The organism is Nocardia sp. NPDC019323 (genome assembly GCF_044389845.1).
Taxonomy (GTDB): Bacteria; Actinomycetota; Actinomycetes; order Mycobacteriales; family Mycobacteriaceae; genus Nocardia; species Nocardia implantans.
In genome coordinates, this window is sequence record NZ_JBIRYN010000005.1 from 1 (window position 1) to 23,514 (window position 23,514).

The following is a 23,514-nucleotide window of genomic DNA, read 5'->3' on the forward strand; positions in this document are numbered from 1 at the left end:
GGGCGCGGGCGTATCGGACGGGTGGTTCGCCGACGCCGGTGCGGGTGTCGCCGGATCTGGTGGCGCCGGGGTCGTTGCCGCCGGTGGGGCCTGGCACCGACATGACCGCGGTCACCGCGACGGTGCCCGCGCCCGAGGTGGCGACGCCGCCGCCGTCGCCACGGCCGCAGACGCAGACACAGACACAGGTGATGATCACGCTGCCCGGTCTGCCGCCGATTCCGTGCGGGATCTTCTGCCCGCCTCCCCAGCCGGTGCATCCCTGCCTGGTGCAACCGATTCCCGCTCCGATGCCGCAACCGGGACAGCCGGAATCCGGCCGCATCCCCCTCGCGCCCGGGCAAACATACGGTGCGGCCCCCGGACACCTGCGCAACCCGGACGTCGACGGTGCCGACGCCGAACCGCGAAGCGCCGACGCCGGAACGGTCGACTGCGCGCAGCCGGAAGCGGCCACCGTCCCCGTACCCGCGCCGGACGCCCCACAGCGGGACGTCGCACCACGCCACCCCGAACCTGCCACCACCACCCCGCCCGCGCCGGAACCCGAACCGGAACCGGAACGCGGCGTGGAGCCGGCACCCCCGCCGCCGCCCGCTATCACCCTGCCCTTCGGCATCGTCATCCCGCTGCCAGGGCCACCCCCGCCGCCACCGGCGGGCTGACATCGGCTGTCACCCGAGCCGGCTCGCATCCGGCGACGGCCCGCCCCAGCCCTGAGGGGAACCCGGGGTGAATGCGGCGTCGTCGACGTCGGCCGCGGTTGCGTTCGGGTCTGTCGGCCTGAGGGCGGCGCGGACGTGACTCGACCCGCGTGCAGGCGAGCCGCCGAAGCGCTCGAAGAGGTCTTCGAGCACTGGCCCCAACCGTGTTTCTCCGCCGATCGCCATGCGATACCAGCCGCTTCCGCACGCCATCGGATCGGTTCGAACACCGCCGCCGGAGTGGCGCCGATGGATGCGGCCACGACCGTGCCCCCGAGCGCGCGACGCCTGCCGCAAAGGCGTATCCGGACCGCGTCAACCGACGTATTGTGGTCGTTAGCTATCGCGTGGCATCTACCAGCGGCGCCCAAGAGGCCAGTCACTGTCAGTGGCCTTCGAGGACGCCATTTCGTGCGGTGGGCGCTCGGCGGATGGGTGGCCCGGTGCACCGACCGGGGCCGGTCGCCGGCGACCGCGGTGACGAACCTTTACCGGGACCGGTCGAGCAGAGGTGATCTCATGAGGGCCACAGTCGGAATATCAGCGGAGCAGGCGGTGGTACGTGGGGTGATGATCGCGTCGACGGCGCGGCGAGGCACCCGTCCCGCCGTGCTGGGGGAGATCGAACAGCCGGTCGAGCACTCCACCGCCGCATCGGTGGCCGCCGCGCTCGACGCGTTGACCGCCGCCGCGGGCTCCGGCGCTCGAATCGATGACGTCGCGGTCGCCTACCGCACCGTGGCCGAACGGCGGGCAATCGTCTCGCAACTCTCGTCGGCCTCATGGCGTTCGTCGTCGCTCGTGTCGACCAAGACGGCGCTGCTCGCGCTGCTCGCTGACCTGCCCGGACTGGCCGAGGACGACACCCTGCTGGTGATGGAGGTCGTCGGCTACCACACGTCGTATCTCGTGGCCGCGCCGAATCGAGAGGAAATCCTGCTGTCCGGATCCTGGTCGTCCGGTGTCGTCGACGCGGAGACCGCGGGTTCGGCGGCCGACCGGATCAGGCCCGCTCTGGAAGCAGCCGGGGTACTGCCCGACGCCGTGGTGCTGTGCGGCTCGTCGGCGGGAGATCCGGAGGTCGTCTCCGCATTGCGAGCCGGGCTCGACGCGCCGGTCGTCACGGCGCCCGACCATGCCAACGCCGCCGCTTACGGTGCGGCCTTGGTCGTCGCGGCTCCGTTCCGGGGCGCGGCGGCGGAACCGGCAGCGGCCGATCGCAAGCACGGCGGCCGGGTGATCCTGGCCGGGGCCGCCGTCGCCGCGCTGCTCGGCGGCGCCGCGATCGCGGTCGCGCAGGCACGGGACGACCGTCCGGCCGACGCCGAGATCGGTGGAGCGGCGGCCGCCACCGCCACCCAGCCGGTCGACCCGAATCCGGCGCAGGCGGCCCCCGCTCCTGCGGTCGAGCAGGCGCCCATCTCCGTGGTGCCGGAGGCGGCCGCCACTCCCGAGCCGTATCCCGAACCGCCGGTGCCGCCGCCGCCTCCCGCGAACGCGCATGCTCAATTGCCCGCCCCGCCGATACCAATGCCCCCCGGACCGCCGCCCGCCGAGCAGCAGCCGCCGCCGCACCCGCGCACCTCGACGGAGTACCCGGAACCGACAACCGCCGCCGTCCCCGACGACACCTTCCTGTTCCCGGGCGAGTCGCCGCCGCCACCCTGGAATGCCGACCCTGCCGTCGTCCAGGCCTGGTGGGACAACCACGCGAAGCTGAAGGAGAGCTGGCTGAGCGGCCGCTGATGACATCGACCGCCCCGCCCGCGCGGCGGCGACATCCTCGGCCGGCCGATAAGCTGGCCGGGTGAGCGCACCAACCGCCGGAAGGGTGGCGATCGTCGACGACCTGGAGGCCGTGACGACCCGAGGTCACGAAGACGAACCCACCGCGACCGGGATCGGCCGCGCCGACGTGGAATCGCTGTGGGCGTCGGTGCAGGCGTGGTACCGCCTCGGCACCACCCCGGCGATCCAGGTCTGCCTGCGCCGTGACGGGAAGATCGTGCTCAACCGCACCATCGGTCACGGCTGGGGCAACGCGCCGGAGGACGGACCCGACGCGGTCAAGGTGCAGGCCACTCCGGAGACGCCGTTCTGCGGCTTCTCGACCGCGAAGGGCGTGGCCGCGGCGCTGATGTTCATGCTCGTCGAACAGGGCGCGTTCGCCCTCGACGAGCCGGTGTCCGTGTACATCCCGGAGTTCGCCGCCAACGGCAAGGCCGCCATCACGATCGGTGACGTGCTTTCGCACTCGGCCGGGATCCCGTTCGTCCCACCGCCATACCGAGGCGTCGATCTGGTGCTCGACGAGGAATTGGCCGTGCGCGGGCTGGCCGATCTGGTCCCGAGCTGGAAGCCGGGACGGTTCCGCGTGTACCACGCGCTGACCATCGGGTTGATCCTGCGGCTGCTGGTGCAGCGGGCCACCGGCAAGCGGCTGCGCGAGCACCTCGCCGAGCAGGTGCTGGAGCCGTTCGGTTTCCGCTGGACCAATTTCGGTGTGCATCCGGAGGATGTGGGCGAAGTCGTGCCGAGCGTGAAGACCGGTCCGGCGCCGTCGCGCACGGCGAGTTACCTGGCGCGCAAGGCCATCGGCGGGCGAATGGACCGGGCATCGCGCTCGGCGACCGACGCCTTCCTCACCGCCGAACTGCCGTCGGGCAATCTGGTCACCACCGCGGCGGAGTTGTCGCGGTTCTACGAGATCCTCACCCGCGGCGCACCGGACGGCAGGCGCATCATCCGGCCGGAGACGTTGGCCGAGGCGGTGCGCCCGGCGCGCTGGATACCCGGCGTCGCCGGACGCGTCAGCCGAGCCGGATTCGAACTCGGCGGGCGCAGGTCGAAATTCGGCCGCGACACCGGATCGCACTTCGGGCGTAGCGGATTGACCACCCAGTACGGCTGGGCCGACCCGGCTCGCGGGCTGTCCGGGGCCATCCTCACCAGCGGCAAGGCCACCACCGACACCAAGCGTCCGTGGCAGCTGGTCGCCCAGATCTCCGCCACGGTGCCTGCCGACCGGTAGCCACGCGCCAGGGCATCCCGCGCCGAGGGCCTCCACCAGTGAGAAGACCTTAGCCATCCGACCGATTTAGTCTGTTAACTCGGTCGTTGCCAACCTGTCGGGTTGTGCTAGCGCTAGCGGAACAGACTGACCCGTCGGCTCTTTGGCGGTGAAAGCGTTGGTGTTGATGAGGATTGACCTTGACGTGGCGGTGAGCGCATCCCGGCACGAGATGTTTCCCGACGAGCGTGGCCGGTTCGGCGTGTTCGGAGGCAGATTCGTTCCCGAGGGCCTGATGGCCGCCCTGCTGGACCTGGAGGACGCCTATCGCCTGGCGCGGGAGGACCCCGGCTTCGTCACCGAGTACCGAGAGCTGTTGCGGGACCGGGTGGGTCGGCCGACGCTGCTGCATCAGGTACGGCGCTTCGGACGGTTGCTGGGCGTGCCGGGCGTCCGGGTGTATCTCAAGCGCGAAGACATGGCCCACACCGGCGCCCACAAGATCAACAATGCCATCGGGCAGGCGTTGCTGGCCCGGCGGATGGGCAAGAAGCGGATCGTCGCCGAGACCGGCGCGGGACAGCACGGCGTCGCGGTGGCGACGGTGGCGGCGATGCTCGGATTGACCTGTGTGGTGTACATGGGAACCGAGGACATGCGCCGTCAGTCGTCGAACGTGATGCGGATGAAGCTGCTCGGCGCCGAGGTGCGGCCGGTCGACATCGGCTCGCGACGGCTGAAGGAGGCGATCAGCGAGTCGGTGCGCGACTGGGTGGCCAGCGTGGACACCACCTACTACCTGTTCGGGACCGCGGCCGGGCCCGCGCCGTATCCGCGGATCGTGCGGGACTTCCAGACGGTGATCGGCACCGAGACCAGGGCCCAGATCGCGCGCGTCGAAGGCAGACTGCCCGATTACGTCCTGGCCTGTGTGGGCGGCGGCAGCAACGCGATCGGGGTCTTCCATCCGTTCGCCGACGACCCGCAGGTCCGGCTGATCGGCGTCGAAGCGGCCGGATTGGGGGTGGACACCGGCGAGCACGCGGCGACCCTGTGCATGGGCAGCCCCGGCGAGATCGACGGCTCCTACAGCTATCTGCTGCAGGACGAGGACGGCCAGATCGCGCGGACGCACAGTATCGCGGCGGGACTGGACTATCCGGGGGTCGGGCCGGAGCTCAGCCATCTGAAGCACAGCGGCCGGGTGACCTATCGAGCCGCGACGGACGCGGTCGCCCTGCGGGGCATGCAGGCGCTCAGCCACACCGAAGGCATCCTCGCCGCATTGGAATCCGCCCACGCCGTCGGCCACCTGATGGAGATGGCCGACCGTGGTGAGATCCCCGCGGGCTCGCTGATCGTGCTGTGCCTGTCCGGCCGAGGGGACAAGGATCTCGCCGTCGCCGCCGAGCGGCTCGGCGTGGCATGACCGCTGCTATGGTCGGAAGCGCCCATGGCGCCGGAGAGGGACCGCGCGCTACACCCGCGCACGAGGACGAGCCCTCTTGAAGTATGTGCCCCGCCTGATCTTGTTCCTGGCGATTCCCGCTGTCTTGTTCCTGCTGCCCTGGTGGACGCTGGTGGCCGCGACCACCGATGAATCCGGTCCGCTGTTCTGGCTTGGTTCGGCGCTGTTCCTGCTCGGGTTCGCGGGCCTGCCCGCGGCGATGTATCTGGGTCACGGGCCCGCGCAGTCGGACGCGGCCTCGATCGTCGGCGACACTGTGCTCGGTGTGATGTGGGTGCTGTTCAGCTGGTCGGTGCTGGGCAATCTGGCGCGCGCGGGATTGACGGTCGCCGGCGTCGGCGACCCGGCTCGCTCCCGGATCGTGGCCGTCGGCGTGCTCGCGGTCGCGACGGTGCTGGTGGTGTGGGGTGTGATCGAGGCGCGCCGGGTGCCGAGGGTGCGCACGGTGGAGGTGTCGATTCCCGGTCTCGGCTCCGCGCTCGACGGACTGCGCATGGTCGTCGTGACCGACACCCACTACGCCGCGCTGGACCGGCTGCGCTGGTCGGAACGCGTGGTGGAGGTGGTCAACGCGCAACGACCCGACATCGCCTGTCACGCCGGCGACCTCGCCGACGGATCGGTGGCGAAGCGGCGCGCGCAGGTCGACCCGCTCGGCAAGGTGGAGGCCGAACTCGGCCGGTTCTACATCACCGGCAATCACGAGTATTTCGGCGATGCCGAAGGCTGGATCCAGCACATGACCTCGCTCGGCTGGCAGCCGTTGCACAACCAGCACGAGGTGGTGCGCCGCGGCGGCGATCGGCTGGTGATCGCAGGCATCGACGACCCCACCGGTGTCGGCTTGACCGGGCACGGCCCCGACCTGCCCGCAGCGCTCGCGGGCGCGGACCCGGACGTACCGGTCGTGTTGCTCGCCCATCAGCCCAGACAGATCGCGCAGGCGGTGGCCGCCGGTGTGGCGCTGCAGATCTCCGGCCACACCCACGGTGGCCAGATCTGGCCGTTCCACTATCTGGTCCGCCTCGAGCAGCCCGTCGTCGCCGGGCTGAGCCGCCACGGCGAGCGCACCCAGCTCTACACCAGCCGGGGCACGGGATTCTGGGGGCCGCAGTTGCGCGTGTTCGCGCCGAGTGAGATCACCGTGCTGGTCTTGCGCGCGGAGTCGGCGGGGTGAAGCGGGGCGGGTGAAGTCAGCGCGGGCCGTGCTCGGCGTCGGCGCGGCTCACCGCATCGGGCGCCGACGGCGGGGCGGGGGTGTGGCCGGGAGTCCACGCCTCGGTGACACCCGCAACGCCGTCCTGGACCACGTAACTGGCGCGGGTGTGGATCGGCGCGCCGCGATGGCGCACATAGGGCACCACGCGGAAATCGTTGCGCCATACTCGATGGTCGAGTTCCACCCGGACGTACCCGCGCTGGGCGTTCAAGAATTTGACGTCCGGATCGGCCGCGAGCAGACGGCGGCCTTTGTCGCTCAGATCGGTTCCGTCGCCGTTGCTGGTGATCGAGGTCCCGGTGAATTCCGCGGCCACCACCGGTGATCCGGGATCGGAGTAGTCACGCCGCAGGTCGGCGGCCTGGTTCTCGTGCCGGTCGCCGGTGATCACCACCAGGTTTCCCGCCCCGCGGGCCGCGGCGGCGCCCAGCACGGCGTTGCGGTCGGCGACGTAGCCGTCCCAGGCGTCGGTGGAGACGCTGACCCCGGGACCCGGATCGGAGTCGTTCTGGCTCATGCCCACCTGATTGCCGAGAACCTGCCAGCGCGCCGGCGACCGGGTCAGGCCGTCGATCAGCCAATCGCGCTGTGCCGCACCGAGAATCGTGCGGCCGGGGGAGAACCGCTCGGCGCAGCCGCTGACCACGGCGCCGCCGCAGGCCTGCGGCGTGCGGTACTGGCGGGTGTCGAGCATCGTGATCTCCGCGAGGTCGCCGAACCGGAAACGGCGGTGCAGGCGGATGCCCGCCGCGGACGGCAACTGCGCCAAGCGCAGCGGCTGGTGCTCGTACATGGCCTGGAAGGCGGCGGCGCGGCGCCTTCGGAACAGCGCGGGCACCCGCCAGATGTCCAGACCGATGCCGGGCTCCTCGCCGGCCCAGTTGTTGTCGATCTCGTGGTCGTCCATGGTGACCAGCCACGGAAACGCGGCGTGCGCGGCGCGCAGCGGCTGCTCCGCTTTGTAGAGCGCGTAGCGCAGCCGGTAGCCGGGCAGATCGACGGCTTCGTCGCGGAAATGCGGACCCATCGCCACGCCGGCCCGCCCGCGTGACCAGGCTCGCTCGTAGATGTAGTCGCCCAGATGCACCACCAGATCCAGGTCTTCGCGGCTCATGTGCTCGTAGGCGGTGTAGTAGCCCGAACTCCAGGACTGGCAGGAGGCGAAGGCGAAGCGCAACCGCGCCAAGGCTCGACCGGGCGCGGGGGCGGTGCGGGTGCGCCCGATCGGCGAGACGGCCGAACCCGCCCGGAACCGGTAGTGATACCAGCGATCCGGCGCGAGTCCGTGCACCTCCGGATGCACGCTGTGGCCGAGCGCGCGGGTGGCCACCGCCGATCCGCGCGCCACGACTCGGCGGAAGTACTCGTCCTCGGCGACCTCGTAGTCGACCGTCACCGGGTCCACCGGCATGCCGCCGAGGCCGTCCGGCGCCAGCGGGTCCGGGGCCAGCCGCGTCCACAGCACCACACCGTCGGGAGCCGGATCGCCGGACGCGACGCCGAGCGAGAACGGATCGCCGAGCCGGCGCGGGGCGGGAAAACGGGCGCTGCTCGCCGCCGCGGCGCCGGCCAGGACCGCGGCCGACCCGGCGGTGCCGACGCGCAACAGTTCCCGGCGTGAGAGGGCCATACCTCAGCGTAGAGCCGCGCCCGGCGGCGGGAAGTCCGGTCGCGACGTCAGAGCAGGCCGCCGCGGCGCGCGTGGTGCAGCGCGTCGACCCGGGAATTGGTGCCGAGCTTGCCGTAGATGCCGCGCAGGTGCGTCTTCACGGTGTTGACCGAGACCCCGAGGTCCTCGGCGATCTGCTGGGCGGTGCGGCCGGAGGGCAACTGCTTGAGCACGGTCATCTCGGTGTGGGTCAAGGCGGGGTAGGCGGGTCTGCGGCGCGCCGCGGGATGACGCCGGATCGCCTCCGCGAAGCTCTCCGCCCGGCCGAGACGGCCCGCGTAGCTGTCCAGCAAAGGCATCGCGGCCGGCACGTCGAGGAACGGCCGCAGCAGCCGGTGCGGCGTCGCGGAACCCAACGCGTTCTCCAACGCGGTGAGGGCCCTGGCCGGAGCCCGTGACTCGTGTTGCGCCGCGGAGTAGAGCAGCCACCCGGTGACCGCGCTGACCGGGCGCAGATCGCCCGCGCGGTCCAGCAGTGGTTCGAGCACCGCGCAGGTCGCCTTGCGACGATCGGCGGCCGCGTGCAGTGCCGCGTCGGCCAGCCGCACCTCGGGCAGTTCGCCGACGATGCCGCGGGCGCGTTCGACCAGCAGTTGGGCCGTCCTGGCATCGTGCACGCGCAGCAGCGCCCACACCACCGGCAGGATCAGGCTGCCGGTGGTGGCGGGCACCGCCGTGTGCTCCAGCAGGGCCAGCAGGCTGCGGCGCAGCGCGTCGACCGCGGCCGACTGCTCCTCCGCCTGTTCCAGGTCGAGCAGGCGGCCGATGACGTGGCCGCGCCGGCCCGCGACCGGACCGTGTGATCCGTCGTGATCGACCCGCTCGGTGAGCACGGACGCGACCTGCGCCGCACCGGGCGTCTCACCTTGCAGGTAGGCGCCGTAGGCGGCCACGGCGGTCGCCTGGACGGCGTCGGTGCTCTCCAGCAGCCCGTGTTCCTCCGCGACCGCCAGCGCGCGTGCCGCACGCGCCCGCATCGCGGTGGCGGCGTCGACGGCGTCGGCGGCGAACGCCAGCCGGGTCAGCGCACGCAGCACCAGGCGGGGCCGCCCCGCGTGCTCGGCCAGCGCCAGTCCGGAATGCAGCAGCTGTTCCCCCCGCGTGACGGCGCCGCCTGCGACGAAGGCGGTGGCGATCTGGATCTCGGTGTAGGCGTCGAGATCGGGGTCGCCGGTCGGCGCGAGGTCCTCCGGAAACTCCGGGAAGACCGCGCCGGTGGTCGCCGCGACGTCGATGGTCGCGGCGAGGGTCAGCGCGTCCAGCCGCTCGGGCGCGGCGAAGGAGACCTTGGCCGCGCGCCGCGCCGCCGCGGTGTCCAGGCACGCCACCGCTGCGGCGGCGCTGCCCGCGACGACCGCGTCGACGACGCGCACCAACCACAGGAACGGGTCGTCGAGCAACGCGGGCGCCGAGCGGGCCAGCTGATCGAACAGCGTCGGGCCCGTGCCGTCGAGAACCATCCGCAGCGCAGACGCCGACAAGAATTCGCACAGCTGGTCGTGGTCGGCGCCCGCGAGCTGATGCGGCAGGGCGGTCTCGGGCAGCCCCGCGGACCGCAGCCATCGGGCCGCCCGGCGGTGCAGTTGCGCGCAGACATCCGGTCCGAGGCGCCGGGCTTCGGCCAGGAAATACGCGCGCAGCAGCGGAGGACAGGAGAACCACACGTCGCCGTCGCGCACGACCGCGTCGATCGGGAAGCCGGCCCGGTCCAGTTCCTGCAGTGCCTGCCCCGCACCGCCGCCCACGAGTTCGTCGGCGAGCTGCTCGGTGAACGCGATCGGAACGCTGGTGTCGGTGAGGAACCGGCGCAGCGCAGGCGGCAGTGCCTCGATCAGTTCCCCGTGCAGGAAATCGGCGACCGCGCGCGCCGGGCGAGCGAGCGCGGCGAGCGCAGCGGTGCGATCGCCGGTCGCGGCGGCCATATGGCTCGCGGCGATGCGCACGAGCGCGGCCCAGCCCCGCGTCATGGTGTCGAGCGCGTCGAGCTCAGCGGCGGTGAGTCGGCACCCGTGGTCGCGGCACAGCGCGTCGATCCCGTCCGCGGTGAAGGCCAGTTCGCCTGCCCCCCAGCGGGTCAGCCGGGCGTGGAGTTCGAGGGCGTGCCAGCGTATCGGCGGGGCGAAGCGGGCGCACAGCACCGTCGTGACGGTGGGCGGCGCGTGGAGCAGGAAGTTCTCGACGACGGCCAGCGCGGCCGGATCGGTGAGCAGATGCGCGTCGTCGACCACCAGGACCGTCGGCGTCGTCCGCGCGGCCAGCGTCTCGGCGAGCGCCGCGGCGTACGTGGTCGGTGAGCCGGGCTCGGTGATCGCCGCGATGTCGAACCGGGCGTGCAGGACCGCCCACAGCGACGTCACCTCGTCGAGCTGCTCGGTGACGGTCAACCAGGCGACCTCGGATCCGCGCGCGGCCTGCCGGGCTGCCCAGGCGGCCGCCAGTACGGATTTCCCGGTCCCGGCGGGAGCGTGGATCAGCAGCACGTGCCCGGTGCCCGTCATGTTGTCGGCGGCGGCGTACAGATCGGGCCGGGGTATCGGAGTGAACGGCAACGCCGGTATCTCGGCAGCGTATCCCGCCGCGGCCGGGATGCGGCGTAGAGCGGGGACGTGCGATGTGGTCACCGTGCCTCCCGGGCCGTGTGCTGACAGATCACTACCGCGCCTCGGTAGCGGAACTTACCCGGTACGAACTCCGCTCGATCAGATCGTGTGTCGTCGTTATGGAATTTTCATTTCGCGCGATCGCGGAATATGGGAGTCACCCGAAACGGGTGAAGTGCCGGACGGGGCGACTGGTGGAGATTCGGAAGGCGTCTATTACTTCCCGAGAAAGGGGGCGACCGATGACGCACATGACCGAACCGGAGTCACACCCCGTCCGCCGTGGCATCGCGGCGGGCACGTCCATCGCGGCCGCGATCCTGTTGCTGACCGTGGGGGTGCTGTCGATCTTCGAGGGGATCTCGGCCGTCGCCGAGGACGAGCTCATCGTCGTCGGCGCCGACTACGTCTACAAGTTCGACACCACGACGTGGGGTTGGATCCACATCGTGCTCGGCATCCTGCTGGTCATCGCGGCGCTGGGCCTGATGACCGGCGCGACCTGGGCGCGGGTGGTGGCGATCTGCCTGGCGGCCCTGTCGATCCTGGCGAACTTCATGTGGCTGCCGTACTACCCGGCATGGTCGATCCTGGTCATCGCGCTGAACATCGTCGTGATCTGGGCGATCGCCACCTGGCGTCCGGAAGCGGTCTGACCCGGGCGGACACTTCGCGCCCGGGTCGGGGCGGCGCGCGAGCAGTTCGAGCACCCCGGCGGCGCCGCGTCCCGTTGGCCGGCGGCGCGGCGGCCTCCGGGTGCTCGAGCGTCTCGCCATTCCCCGCGGGTCGTGCTTCGCGGTAGCCGACGCGAACCACGTGCTGCGATCCGCGGCACCGCGCCCGGTTGCTGTCGGTATCCCGGACCGGGAAGCGCGCCTCGGTAGGCGGACATCCCGCGCTGCCGGACGATCCGTTCACCGGGCTTGAACATGCTCGGCCGGGCCGGATTCGGTGGGGGACATCTCCGGGCCCGATGCTTCCGCGCGCCGGAGACATTGTGGTGCTTCACAACTCCGGCACGCGGAATTCATGGTGTGTCGGTGCGGGGGATACCGGGGCGGTGGCGACACCGTCGGAGCGAAGCAGCATTCCGGGGAGCAAACCCCGGCAATCGCGCGGTGAAGTAGGGGTTTCCGCTGCAACCATAGGCGAGATTGTGGTATCCACCTTCGAGACCGCACCACGAATTCGAAGGGACGCCAATGCCCAGCAAGCCCCCGCTCGTTCTGCTGCACGGAGTCACGATGTCCGAACGGGTGTGGGATCACGTCACACCCTTGCTCGCCGCGCGCCACGAGGTGATCACCCCGACCGCGGTCGGGCATCGCGGTGGTCCGCCCGCCCTGCGGCGGCCGGCGCGGGTCGAGCACCTGGTGGACGACATCGAGCGCCGGTTGGACGCGCTGGGATTGCGGCGGGTACACGTCGCGGGCAATTCGCTGGGCGGCTGGATGGCGATCGAATTGGCCCGGCGCGGCCGAGCCGAGACCGTGTGCGCGCTCTCGCCCGCGGGTTTCTGGGAAGCCGGAGACCGAAGCCGTACGGCCGCCACCCGCCGCATCGCCCGCGAGGTGATCACGGGGCGGCTGCTGGGTTTCCTCGCCCCGGTGGGCCTGCGCAGCGCGGCGGTGCGGCGAGCGGCGTTGCGCAACATCGCCGTCCACGGAGACCGCGCCGACGCGGCGCAGGCCATGACCTTCCTGCGTGACCTGCTCGGCTGCACCGTCACGGCCGATCTGCTCGGCACCGACGAGCAGATCGCCGCGCTGGACCCGCTGCCGTGCCCGGTCACGGTGGCCTGGTCGGAGCACGATCGTGTGCTGCCCGCACAGACTCACTTGCCGATCGCGCGGACCCGGCTGCCCGAGGCCGCGTTCTCCGTTCTGCCGGACACCGGCCACGTGCCGATGATCGACGACCCCCGGCTCGTCGCACACACGATTCTGACCACCACGAGCACGACCGCCGCCGAGGCGTCCTGATCCGGCTGCCTCCCGCGCCGCGTCGGCTCGGTCATCCGGCCGGCTCCGCCCGCCTGGTCACACGTCGAGCAGATGCGGCAGTCCGGCGCGGTAGCGGTCGGCGTCGATGCGTTTCAACGGGTCGAAGACCGGCAGGGATACCAGGGGAAAGACCGGGACGCGGGGCGCGGGGTCGTCGGCGGCATCGAGGATCGCGTTGGTGGCGGCGCGCCCGGACTCGTTGGCGCCCTCCATGGTGGCGAGGTCGATGTTGTTGCGCACGTGGTCGCCGCCGAAGAACAGGTTGGCGACGGCGCAGCGGGCCTCAGGGCGGTGGTCGTAGGAGCCGACGGTATTGACCAGCAGCGGGGTTTCGTTGTGGATGCCGCTCGCGGTCCACGTGATCCCCGGGTCCAGATGCCAGGAGCGGATGTCCTCGGGGCGCAGCCAGCCCGTGCCGGTGTTGAGCCATTCGCTCAGCTGGGCCCAGACCTCTTCGGCGATCTCGTCGGCGGTGCACTGCTTGGCGGGCCGGTGGAATCGGATGCCGGGGGAGTCCCAGTCGGAGATGTCCACCGAAAGGCATTCGCGCACCGTGCCGTCGCCGTATCGCGCGGCGAAGTCGCCGACCCACATCGGCGCCTGCCGCAGGGCGGTGAGCGCCCAGGGCGAGCCCAGCGCGGCGATGTGGCCTTCCGGCAGTTCGGTCGGGCGGGCGAGGTAGTACTGGATGCCGACCATCCAGTCGGTCCTGAGTTCGCGCATTCCCGCCAGATGCGGGTCCGCGTCGATGATCTCGTCGCTCAGCAGCCCGACCGCCTTGTCCACGGGCATGGCGCACAGATACCAGTCCGCGGTGACCGCGGTGGAGCGGCCGTCGGTGCCGGTCACTGTGGCCGAGGCGATCCGGCCGTCCCGCAACTCCAGCCGCGTCGCCCGCTGTCCCAGAGCGAATCGCACGCCCCGCGACCGCAGATACGTCACCCAGGGATCGATCCAGGCCTCGTTGGTGGGGCGGTTGAGGATACGGTCGATACCGGCCGAATATTGCGGGATCGCCCCGGTGCCGGCCAGCACGAGGGCCTCACCGATGGTGCCGATCGTGCGGGCCGAACTCAACTGGGGTTTGGCCGCGACGGTGATCCGGGTGAGGGCGCTGACCAGGTATTCGCGATAGGCCGCCGATTTGCCCTCGGCACGCAGGATCTGCTCCCACGTCACGTATTCCCACTGCCCGAACCGCCGTTCGGTACACGAGGTGAACCACACGGTCATCTGCTTGGCGAAGAACGCCAGTTCGGCCGGGGGCAGCTCGGGGATGAACCCGAACGCGCCGATCAGCGTGTTCTGGATGCGCTGCGGTGTCAGCTGATCGAGGCCGCCGAATTCGACCGGCGCGAACAGCGGCGGCCTGCCGCGGAAACCCGCGACCGTGCCCTCGACGCGAACCAGGTTGCCCGCCACGCCATCGGGATTGCCGGGGAACGGAATCCGGCGCATGGTGTCCGGCAGATTCTGGTAGCAGCCGGGGAAGAATCGGAAGCCGTGCTCCCCTGGCAGGTCCGCGCGGCCGTCGGTGCCGGTGCCAGGCACGCCCATGCTGCGCGCCTTGCCGCCGAGGAACGCCGGTTCGTAGACGGTGACCTCGTATCCGCGTTCGATCAATTCGTGGGCGGCCGACAGCCCGGCGACTCCGCCGCCGAGGATTGCGACCGACTTCCCGCCGGTGCGCAATCCGGGCGTTCGGCGGGCTTCCGGTGGCGCGGCGTGTGCCTGCGCGGCGGCGGCGACGGATACGCCGGCCGCGAGCGCGCCGCGCAGCAGGTCGCGGCGGGTGAGGTCGATGGTCGGCCGGGGACGCGGGTCATGCATGTCGATCTCCTGAAGATGCCGCGAGAGTGTCCCGCGGCGGGCGGGACGGGATGGCTTCGGCGGAACCGGTGCGCGTGAAGGCGCGGGCTTCCCTTAGTTCGGAGACCGCGTCGCGGCATTCGCCGGCCAGGTCGGCGAGGACGGGCCACGGCGCCCGCCAGGACTCGCGCAGCGCTCCCGCGGCGAACAGGGCGGCGCGGGCGGGAGTGAAGACGTCCTTCGGTTCCACGGTGCGGGAGAAGACTTCGGTGACCCGGTCGGCCAATGCCGGGTCGCCCGCGGCCCTGCGGTAGAGCTCGATTTCCAGCGGGCGCATCGCCGTGCCCCTGGCCAGGCGATTGGTCCACTGGTAGACGCCGAGGCACTCGCGATCGCGCAGCTGTTGCCATGCGGTCAGGACGGTGTCGAGATGCTCGGTGTCGTCGAGGGCCGGCGCGGCGAGTTCACCGAGCAACCGGCCGTAACGCAAGGCGTCGCGGATGCCCTGCGCGGTCACCGGGTCCTTGAAATGGCCCGCGTCACCCGCCAGCGCCCAGCCCGGCCCGGTCGAGCGCCGGAAATAGGAGGACAGGCCGGTGGCCGCGCGCACCCGCCCGACTCTGCGGCAGTCGCGCAGCCGCAGCCGCAGTCCCGGTAGCCGCTCGATGGCTTCCTGGTATCGGAGTTCGGCGCGTCCCGCGCCCGGTCCGCCGGGCTGCGCGGGTGGTTGGACCAGGCTCAGCAGCAAGCCGTCGTCGCAGGGGAACGCGGTGCCCAGATCGGGACCGCGGCGCCACTGCGCGGCGATGTGCCGCTGGTCGGCCGCGCCGTCGTGCCAGTACGCGAAGTAGCAGTCGCGCCCGCTCGGCGCGGACAACCGGGGCCGGGTGGCGCCGACGAGCCTGGCCACCGTGCTGCGGCGGCCGTCGGCCCCGACGACCAGGCGGGCGCGCAGCTCGTGCTCGCCGCCGCCCGCGCTGTAGCGGACACCGGCGCAGCGCCCGCCGGACCACAGCAGATCGGTGACCCGCACGCCCTCCCGGATCCGCGCTCCGGCCTCGACCGCGGTGGCCACGAGCGCGGCGTCCAGTCCGGTCCGCCGCACGCACATCGCGTGGTCGATGCCGTCCACCGGCGCGAACGACGAGCGGACCGCGACGCCGTCGCCGTCGGCGAAGGCCGTGGTCAGTGCGGGCGCGCCGAGCCGAAGGACGCGCTCGAGCGCTCCGGCGCGGCGCAGTTCGGCCAGGCCTGCGGGCCACAGCAGATGGGTCGAGAGGGTGTCGGAGGGAAAACGCGCCGAGTCCAGCGCGACGACGTCCCGGCCCGCGCGGGCGAACGCGATGGCGGCCGCGGAGCCCGCGCAGCGCGCGCCGACGACCACCACATCGGTGTACTCGATTGCCGGAGAAGGGGATCCGCGCATGCCCGAACACCTCGGTCACATAGTCTCGGACACTGTGTCCGATCGATGGTGAGCGGTGCGCGTCCGAATGTCAATATCGGTGCCGTGTCGGCAGAATGGACGCCATGGTGGGACGCAACCGACCGGCACAGCCGACCGAGACGGCCGTCGCGCCGCGGAGAGGAACCGGATGCCCTCGCTGACCCGAGTCCCCAGGAACGCGCGGAAACCGGTCGACGACCGGCGCGCGGAGTTCGAGCGGCGTGTCCTGGCCGCGGTGGAGGAACTGCTCGCCGACGGCACGCCCTACACCGAGATCGCCGTGCACCGGATCGCCGCCGCCTCGCAGTCGGCGCGATCGACGTTCTACCGGTACTTCCCGGACAAGAGCCGGCTGCTGATCCGGATGGCCGAATTGGCCACGGCGGATCTGTTCGAGGCCGCCGAGCGCTGGTGGGTCACCGAGCACACCGGGCGGCAGGCCGGTGTGGTCGCGGCCGTGCGAACCATGATCGCCGGCTTCCGCGAGCACCGATCCCTGCTGCTGGCGCTGAGCGAGGTGGCCGCCTACGACCGCGACGTCGGCGCGTACTGGCGTGGCCGGGTCGCCTCGTTCGTGCGGGTGGTGCGATCGCGGCTGGAGACCGACCGGGCCGAGGGCAGGATCAGTCCGGCGATCGACCCGCAGGCCACCGCCATCGTGCTCACCTCGATGGTGGAGCGGGCGATCGCGGCGAGCTTCTCTTCCGGGTCGGGGGTCACCGACGACGCACTCGCGGAGGCGCTGGGGCGGGCCATCTGGTTGACCGTGTACGGTGACGCACCGTCGTCCTGACGAATCATCCGGCGCCACAGGCGGATCCCTGTGGTCACGGCGTCGCTCCGCATCCGCCCGATCCGCACGACGGGCGGGCCGTGCCATCGGGCGATGCCCGGCCCTGGCGTGCGAAAACTGGGAGGCTCGAGCCCGGCGGGAGCGCGATACGGCACGGCGGCGGTGTAGCCGGTGGTGCGGTTCCAGCGGGACGGTCGGACGCAGCTAGCAGTTCCGGCGAGGGGGACGCGCACGGGCTGGGCCGGCATGCCCAGCGGCCGAGGAATACTCATGGAAGGGGTACTCCGATATTTCGTCGAACGAGAGGACCGACCGGCGGCATCGACCCGCGACGGTGATGCCGCCCGGCGGAAAAGAAACCCGGGCGCGCGAATGGCGTCGATTCCGGGCAGGCGAAGGCTACGCCGGATCGAGTGACCCGGTGCGGTGCGCGCGAACCCGGACGCCGGGACGAGAAATTGCGGAGTGCGCGGCGAATCACGTCGGCGACAACAGCTGATCGCGATTCGGGTCCGCCTTCGATGCGTCGAGCGGCCGCGGATCGAACACCGAATGCTCATGCACCGCTTTTTTCTGCTCCGCGCACACCGACCGCACCCGCGGTCCCCTGTGAAGTGTGCGCAACGGCCAGGACGGGAACCACGAAGTCGGACTCGCGGAATCGTTCATTCAGTGAAAGTTGCGCCCCGCGGCGGGCCGCCGCAGACCTTGTTCCCGCCCGTGCGGTGATCGTCTCGTGCCGGTGCGGAGTGGGGAAGTGGCCGCGCGCCTGCCTGCTTCGCCAGATGCAGCGGCAGGCGGTAGGCCGTGCCGCGGTCGATGCGGCGTTTGCCGTTCGGCCGCGTGCGCGTGCACTATGTGATGGCGCAGCGGCCGCCCGCGGCGAATCGTCCGCTGCGTCGCGTCCCGCGCGCCGGCAGGGGACCCCGGTGTTCCGGGGGTGGAACCGATCTGTTATCTACTGGCTACGATTGTTTTTTCGACTGCACGCGCTCGGTAACCGTGAAGGGATTATCTCTATGGCACGCAAGGTCGTCGTCACACTGGTCGATGACTACGACGGCAAGTCTCAGGCCGAGGAAACCGTGTCTTTCGCCGTTGACGGCGTGGCCTACGAGATGGACTTGTCGGCGGAGAATGCCGGTCAGTTGCGCGGATTCTTCGAACAATGGGTTCCGTATGCCCGCAAGATCGGTCGCGCGCGCCGCGGCGGCCGCGGCGGTGCCCTGCGGTCGGCGACCGATCGGGAACAGGCCACGGTGATCCGGGAGTGGGCGCGCAAGAACGGCATCGACGTCTCGGCGCGGGGACGGATCTCCGCGGAGGTCGTCGAGGCGTACAAGAAGGCGAACGGGTAGCTCCGCAGGTCCGTCTCGTCGGTGGCCGTCCCCACAGTGTGGGGACGGCCACCGCATTCTTTCCGCGCGGCGCCGCGATAAGGGCGCCCGGCCGGGGTAAGCGCCCGGTATGACGGTGATGATAGGCGCCCCGAAACAGGATCTGCCGCGCCCACGCGGCGAGCTGTCGGAGGCGGTGGTGGAGCTGTTGCGCGGTGCGCCCGGGCGCGATCCGGTACCGGAGCCGGGTCCGGCGGACCCGTACGGCGAGGACCTGCATCTGGCGTTGCACACCTGCTACGAGCTGCACTATCACGGTTTCACGACGGTCGACGCGGGCTGGGAATGGGATCCGGGCCTGCTGGGTCTGCGCGCCGCGCTGGAACAGCGGTTCCTGCGGGCGCTGCGCGAGGACGTGCCCGGCGGAGCCGATCTGGACGCCGAACTCGACCGGTTGCTGGTGACCCCCGCCGACCCGGAGGGTCTGAGCCGTTTCCTGCGCGACGAGGGCGAGTGGTGGCAGATGCGCGAGTACTTTGTGCACCGCTCGATCTACCACCACAAAGAGGCCGACCCGTACGCCTGGGTGATTCCGCGGCTGCGCGGCCAAGCGAAGGCGTCGCTGGTGGCGGTGGAGTTCGACGAGTTCGGGGGTGGGCGCGGCGAGCGCGTGCACGCGCAGCTGTACGCCGATCTGCTGGCGGGCGCGGGGCTGGATCCGGACTATCTGCACTACCTGGACGTGGTGCCCGCGCCGATGCTCGCGCTGGTGAACATGATGTCGCTGTTCGGGCTGCACCGGTCGTTGCGTGGCGCGCTGGTGGGGCATTTCGCCACGGTGGAGATCACCTCGCCACCCGGTGCGCAGCGTCTGGTGGAGGCGTTGGAACGGCTGGACGCCGACCCGGCGTGCGTGCTGTTCTTCCGCGAGCACGTCGAAGCCGACGCGGTGCACGAGCAGATCATGCGCACCGGCGTGATCGGTGACCTGCTGCGGCGGGAACCGGAGCTGACCGAGTCGGTGGCCTTCGGCATCCAGGTGACGAATCTGCTCGAGGACCGATTCGCCGATCATGTGCTCGACGCCTGGCGCGCGGGCCGCAGTTCGTTGCGGGAGACCGGGGGCGCGCCGGGCGCGGCTGATTGAGCGGCGCTGAGCTGGCTATCCGGCCAGAGTGATGTTGATTCGACCCCCCGGCGTCTATCCGCCGCAGTTGGACACCTGGTTGCTCGTGCGTGCCCTGTCCGAGGCGGGCATTCCGCGCGGCGGGCACGCGGTGGATGTGTGCACCGGCACCGGCGCGCTGGCCGTCGCCGCCGCCTATACCGGCGCCGCGCGGGTGACCGCCGTGGACGTGTCGAGGGCCGCGGTCGCGTCGGCCTGGTTGAACTGCCGGCTGCGCGGCATCGAAGCCGAGGTGCTGCGCGGTGATTTCGCCGCCGTGCTCGGTGGGCGCAGTTTCGATCTGGTGCTGGCCAACCCGCCGTATGTCCCTGCTCCCGCGGGCACCGACAGCCGCGGCATCGCCCGCGCGTGGGACGCGGGAACGCAGGGCAGGGCGATTCTCGATCAGTTGTGCGCGGCGCTGCCGACGCTGCTGAAACCACGCGGGATCGCGCTGATCGTGCACTCGGCGCTGTCGGATCCCGATACGACCCTCGACCAGCTGCGCGAGCGGGGCCTGAAGGCCGCGGTGGTGGCGCGGGCGACGGTGCCGTTCGGGCCGGTGCTGCGCCGCCGCGCGGACTGGCTGGAAGCGGCCGGGCTGATCAGCCCCGGCCAGCGAATGGAAGATCTGGTGGTGATCCGTGCCGACCGAATCCGGCAATGAGCAGTGGCGGCGAGTGACACTCACCGCGGACGGCCCCGCGTTGATCGAGGGGCCGGTGGAGTTCGTCACCGCGGACGGCCGGACGCTGCGCTGCGACCGGTTCATGGTGGCGCTGTGCCTGTGCAAGCGCTCGAAGAACTACCCGTTCTGCGACACCAGCCACCGCAGGCATCGCCGCTCGTCCTGACCGCGCGGGTCAGCTCGGCGACCGCCGCGCGTGCAAGGCGCGCACGGTGTCCAACAGCGCCTCGGACGCGCAGGCGACGGTCTGGTCGAGCACGTCCTTCGGTTCCCCGTCGAACTGATGATGCCAGGCACGCACGTCGTTCTCGGTGGCGATCGCGAACCACACCGAGCCCGGCGGTTGCCCGTCCTGCGGGTCGGGACCGCCCGCACCGGTGACCGACACGGCGACAACGGCCTTCAGCAACTCGCGGACGCCGGTCGCCATCGCTTCGGCGGCGGAGCGCGATACCACCGGCACGTCGGGCACGCCGAGAACGGTGCGCTTGACCTCGGTGCTGTAGGCGACGAGGCCCCCGCGGAACCAGGCGGAGGAGTCGGGTGCCGCGCCCAGCGTGGCGCACAGCCGGCCCGCGGTGAGCGATTCGGCGACCGCGACGGTGATCTCCGCCTGCCCGGCCAGTTCGGCCACCTCGTGTGCGTAGTCGTCCGCGTGGGGCATCTGGAACCTTCCTGTGCTGGGTGCGGCTCACCACCATACGGCCGGCGCGGGATCCGGCTGTAGGGCGCAGGCCACGGTTTCGGCGGCGCGGCGCCGGGAATGCCCGGCACAGACCGGCCCCGACGCAAGGAGAAAGCGATGACCACCGACGCGATCGTGCTGCTTCGCGACGACCACAAGGCGATCCGGAAGCTGTTCCGCGAGTTCGAGAAAGCGGGCGAGGACGCCACCCGCGCCAAAGCCGACGTGGTGAACAAGATCATCGAGGCGCTCACCGTGCACACCTATCTGGAAAACGAGTGCATGTACCCCGAGGTGCGCAAACTCGTGCCCGACCTCGAGGACGACATCCTGGAGTCCTACGAGGAGCACCACGTCGCCGACGTGCTGGTCACCGAGCTGGCGGCGATGAAGCCCGACGACGAGCACTTCACCGCCAAGACCACCGTGCTCATCGAGAACGTCGACCACCATATCGACGAGGAGGAGAACGAGTGGTTCCCGAAGGTACGGGAAGCCTTGGGGCGCAAACAGCTTCAGGAGATCGGCGCGCGCATGCAGGAACTCAGGAAGAAGGCTCCGACCTCGCCCGCGCAGCCGTCGGCGCTGAAGAAGACCGTGGACGCGGTGCTGGCCTGAGCGAGGCGATCGCGCCGGCGCTGGCGAAGGCGCCGGCGCGATCATCCGCACCTCATGCGGCGGGCGGGTACTGCTGGGCGCGCAGCACGCGCGCCAGATGTGCGGCGTTGCGTGCGAGCGCGGCGGTCGCCGAAGCCACCGCCTTGGGCACCGAGTCGAGATCCTGGTAGTCGGTGCCGCCCATGGCTTGGTCGTTCCAGTACGTGCACCCCTGGGCCGGGATGGTGAAGCCGATGTCGTTGAGGCCCTGGTACAGATCGGCGACGATCTTGTGCGCGCCGTCCTCGTTGCCGACCACCGCGACCGTCGCCACCTTGCCGACCATCGCGGGGCGGCCCGCGTCGTCGGTCTCCGACAGCTCGGCGTCCAATCGCTCCAGCACCCGCTGCGCCACCGAGGACATGTGCCCGACCCAGGTGGGGGTCGCGACCAGCAGGATGTCGGCCGCGGCGATCCGCTCGCGGATCGACGGCCACTGGTCGCCGGGGCCCTCGTCGGCGGTCACACCGGGCAGCACGTCGTAGTCGACCACCCGCAGCGCCGTGCCCTGCACGTCGTGCCCGGCCAGTTCGTCGAGCACCTGGCGGGCGATGAGGTCGCTGCTGGATTCGGCGGGCGACTTCTTCAGCGTGCACACCAAGGCGAGCGCGATCGGTCCGGCCATGTTCGAAACCTCCTGAGAAATAAGGTATTTCGGTTCACTCGCGGGCGACGACCCGGATCGTGCGCAGCCGGGCGTCGGCGGCGTCGGGTACGTTCATGCCCGCGTCGAGCCCGGTGCGCAGGTAGTCGACGACGGCGGCGTCGATGCGCTCACCGGGCACCACCACCGGAATGCCCGGCGGGTAGGGAGTGAGCTGCTCGGCGGCGATCCGGCCGACGGCGTCGCGCGCGTCCACCGTCTCCACCGGGCCGAAGAACGCGTCGCGCGGCAGCATCACCGACTCCAGCTGCAGATCCTCGGGCGAGGGCAGCTGGATGCGCGGTGGCTGCGGATCGGTCAGTTGATCGCGCCAGGCGGCGACGCCGTCGATCAGGGTGTCGATGGTGTCCTTGTCGTCGGCCAGCGACAGCGTGGCCAGCAGCCTGCGGTGATCGCTCAATCCCAGATCGAGGCGGCGATGCTCGCGCAGCCAGTCGGCGGCCTGATAGCCGCTGGCTCCGGTGCCGGAGACGTCCATGAGGACCTGTAAACGGTCGAGGTCGTGCGAGGCTTCGGCGCCGAGCAGTTCGTCTTCGAGCACCGTGATGCCCGGGATCTCGGTCAGCTGTCGGCGCGCCTGTTCGGCCGTGCGCAGCGCCGCACCGAGCAGTTCCTGCCCGCGCTCGACCATCTGCCTGCGCCAGCCGTCGAGCGCGGCGTAGACCAGCACGTTCGGGCTGGTGGTCATCAGCAGGTCGGCGCATTCGCTGAGCCGGATCGGATCCACCAGGTCGCCTTGCAGGTGGAACACCGAGCCCTGTTCGAATCCGGCGCCCATCTTGTGCACGCTGACCACGCACAGGTCGGCGCCGGCGTCCATCGCCCAGGTCGGCAGGTCGTCGTGGAACGGCAGATGCGCGCCCCACGCCTCGTCGACGATGAGCGGCTTGCCCCGCTCGTGGCAGACCTCGGCGATGCCCGCGATGTCCGCGCAGGTGCCGTAGGGACTCGGGCTCACGATCAACGCGCCCGCGGCGTCGGGGTGCGCGTCCCATGCCTCGGCCACCTGCCACGGTGAGGGCGGGTGCGCGAAATGCATCTCGGCGTCCCAGCGCGGGGTGATCCAGTGCGGCTGGACACCGGAGAAGATCAGCCCGGCGACCACCGATTTGTGGCTGTCGCGGGCCACGAGCAGGCCGCCGTCCTGCCCGCCCGCCACCGTCATCATGGCGGCCTTGACCGACAGCGAACTGCCGCAAGTGGAGAAGAACGCCGATTCCGCCCGCACCGCGTCGGCCATCAGCGCCTCCGCGCGCGACAGATAGCCGCCGCGGGAGAGCCGGTCGTCCAGCCCCGCGGTGGCCAGGACATCGGAGGCGAAGGCGTCGCGGCCGATCACCTCCAGGACGCGTTCGTCGGTACCGCGGCCTTGCCGGTGTCCCGGCGGCGTGAAGCCGTAGCGGCCCAGCCGGTGATAGTCGGCAAGCGCTTCCAGGAGAGGAGCTCGTGAATGGTCCACGGCTACCGCCTACCCGGAATCGGCGGCGGCACACCTGCCGCGTATCGGGCCGCGCCGCCGCCCGGTGACCTGCGGTCTTGCCCGGCCGCCGCCGGCGGCCGACCCGGTGCGGTCGTTTCGGGCCGAAGTGTCCGGGT

At 71.1% G+C, this 23,514-nt stretch carries 19 protein-coding genes and 1 pseudogene; 13 read left to right on the plus strand and 7 right to left on the minus strand.

Going from position 1 to position 23,514, the window contains the following annotated elements; all coding sequences use genetic code 11:
* The 5 genes and pseudogenes from ACH49X_RS19410 to ACH49X_RS19430 form a co-directional block, all read left to right on the plus strand.
* Positions 1-665: pseudogene (locus ACH49X_RS19410) on the plus strand (lytic transglycosylase); the annotation flags it as partial.
* Between the two features lie 558 nt (positions 666-1,223).
* Positions 1,224-2,450, plus strand: a complete 1,227-nt coding sequence (locus ACH49X_RS19415; protein ID WP_357208001.1) for a hypothetical protein — start codon at positions 1,224-1,226, stop codon at positions 2,448-2,450.
* 61 nt (positions 2,451-2,511) lie between these two features.
* The gene (locus ACH49X_RS19420; protein ID WP_357107491.1) at positions 2,512-3,735 is read left to right on the plus strand and encodes a serine hydrolase; all 1,224 of its coding nucleotides are present in this window, start codon (positions 2,512-2,514) and stop codon (positions 3,733-3,735) included.
* A gap of 166 nt (positions 3,736-3,901) precedes the next feature.
* Positions 3,902-5,143 (plus strand): tryptophan synthase subunit beta, encoded by a 1,242-nt coding sequence (trpB, locus tag ACH49X_RS19425; protein ID WP_357107488.1) that lies wholly within the window; start codon positions 3,902-3,904, stop codon positions 5,141-5,143.
* A 76-nt stretch (positions 5,144-5,219) separates the two neighbouring features.
* Positions 5,220-6,359: a metallophosphoesterase gene (locus tag ACH49X_RS19430; RefSeq protein WP_195082860.1), complete on the plus strand. Its 1,140-nt coding sequence runs from the start codon at positions 5,220-5,222 to the stop codon at positions 6,357-6,359.
* 16 nt (positions 6,360-6,375) lie between these two features.
* On the opposite strand, the gene ACH49X_RS19435 is transcribed toward ACH49X_RS19430, so the two are convergent.
* Complete coding sequence (locus tag ACH49X_RS19435; protein WP_357207999.1) at positions 6,376-8,031, minus strand: alkaline phosphatase D family protein; 1,656 nt, start codon at positions 8,029-8,031, stop codon at positions 6,376-6,378.
* 47 nt (positions 8,032-8,078) lie between these two features.
* Positions 8,079-10,691: a LuxR C-terminal-related transcriptional regulator gene (locus tag ACH49X_RS19440; RefSeq protein ID WP_195082862.1), complete on the minus strand. Its 2,613-nt coding sequence runs from the start codon at positions 10,689-10,691 to the stop codon at positions 8,079-8,081.
* A 221-nt stretch (positions 10,692-10,912) separates the two neighbouring features.
* Here ACH49X_RS19440 and ACH49X_RS19445 point away from each other — a divergent pair, with 221 nt between their 5' ends.
* Entirely contained in the window at positions 10,913-11,326 is a 414-nt protein-coding gene (locus ACH49X_RS19445; RefSeq protein WP_195082863.1) for a hypothetical protein, read from the plus strand.
* Between the two features lie 546 nt (positions 11,327-11,872).
* Positions 11,873-12,652 (plus strand): alpha/beta fold hydrolase, encoded by a 780-nt coding sequence (locus ACH49X_RS19450; RefSeq protein ID WP_195082864.1) that lies wholly within the window; start codon positions 11,873-11,875, stop codon positions 12,650-12,652.
* A gap of 57 nt (positions 12,653-12,709) precedes the next feature.
* On the opposite strand, the gene ACH49X_RS19455 is transcribed toward ACH49X_RS19450, so the two are convergent.
* Positions 12,710-14,503: an FAD-dependent oxidoreductase gene (locus ACH49X_RS19455; RefSeq protein WP_357107481.1), complete on the minus strand. Its 1,794-nt coding sequence runs from the start codon at positions 14,501-14,503 to the stop codon at positions 12,710-12,712.
* Entirely contained in the window at positions 14,496-15,908 is a 1,413-nt protein-coding gene (locus ACH49X_RS19460; RefSeq protein WP_357207996.1) for an FAD-dependent monooxygenase, read from the minus strand. Before ACH49X_RS19460 ends, ACH49X_RS19455 begins: the two co-directional genes overlap by 8 nt.
* 169 nt (positions 15,909-16,077) lie before the next feature.
* Between ACH49X_RS19460 and ACH49X_RS19465 the strand changes: the two genes are divergently transcribed.
* The 5 genes from ACH49X_RS19465 (at position 16,078) to ACH49X_RS19485 (ending at position 20,078) form a co-directional block, all read left to right on the plus strand.
* Entirely contained in the window at positions 16,078-16,722 is a 645-nt protein-coding gene (locus tag ACH49X_RS19465) for a TetR/AcrR family transcriptional regulator (RefSeq protein ID WP_195082867.1), read from the plus strand.
* A gap of 1,019 nt (positions 16,723-17,741) precedes the next feature.
* On the plus strand, positions 17,742-18,080 hold the full coding sequence (locus ACH49X_RS19470; protein WP_195082868.1) for an Lsr2 family protein: 339 nt from the start codon (positions 17,742-17,744) through the stop codon (positions 18,078-18,080).
* A gap of 109 nt (positions 18,081-18,189) precedes the next feature.
* The gene (locus ACH49X_RS19475) at positions 18,190-19,206 is read left to right on the plus strand and encodes an iron-containing redox enzyme family protein (protein ID WP_357107477.1); all 1,017 of its coding nucleotides are present in this window, start codon (positions 18,190-18,192) and stop codon (positions 19,204-19,206) included.
* A 31-nt stretch (positions 19,207-19,237) separates the two neighbouring features.
* On the plus strand, positions 19,238-19,891 hold the full coding sequence (locus tag ACH49X_RS19480) for a HemK2/MTQ2 family protein methyltransferase (RefSeq protein WP_195082870.1): 654 nt from the start codon (positions 19,238-19,240) through the stop codon (positions 19,889-19,891).
* 13 nt (positions 19,892-19,904) lie between these two features.
* Complete coding sequence (locus ACH49X_RS19485) at positions 19,905-20,078, plus strand: CDGSH iron-sulfur domain-containing protein (protein WP_195082871.1); 174 nt, start codon at positions 19,905-19,907, stop codon at positions 20,076-20,078.
* A 9-nt stretch (positions 20,079-20,087) separates the two neighbouring features.
* Here the strand turns inward: ACH49X_RS19485 and ACH49X_RS19490 are convergent, their stop codons facing one another.
* Positions 20,088-20,576 carry a CinA family protein gene (locus tag ACH49X_RS19490; RefSeq protein ID WP_357207993.1) on the minus strand — a complete coding sequence of 163 codons (489 nt, stop codon included), beginning with the start codon at positions 20,574-20,576 and terminating at the stop codon, positions 20,088-20,090.
* Between the two features lie 138 nt (positions 20,577-20,714).
* Between ACH49X_RS19490 and ACH49X_RS19495 the strand changes: the two genes are divergently transcribed.
* A complete protein-coding gene (locus ACH49X_RS19495) occupies positions 20,715-21,215 on the plus strand; it encodes a hemerythrin domain-containing protein (RefSeq protein WP_357207990.1) in 501 nt (166 codons plus the stop codon).
* A 52-nt stretch (positions 21,216-21,267) separates the two neighbouring features.
* Here ACH49X_RS19495 and ACH49X_RS19500 read toward each other — a convergent pair whose 3' ends face one another.
* Entirely contained in the window at positions 21,268-21,879 is a 612-nt protein-coding gene (locus ACH49X_RS19500) for an NAD(P)H-dependent oxidoreductase (RefSeq protein ID WP_357207987.1), read from the minus strand.
* Positions 21,880-21,913: 34 nt separating this feature from the next.
* Complete coding sequence (locus tag ACH49X_RS19505; RefSeq protein WP_195082875.1) at positions 21,914-23,377, minus strand: aminotransferase class I/II-fold pyridoxal phosphate-dependent enzyme; 1,464 nt, start codon at positions 23,375-23,377, stop codon at positions 21,914-21,916.
* Positions 23,378-23,514 lie beyond the last annotated feature (137 nt).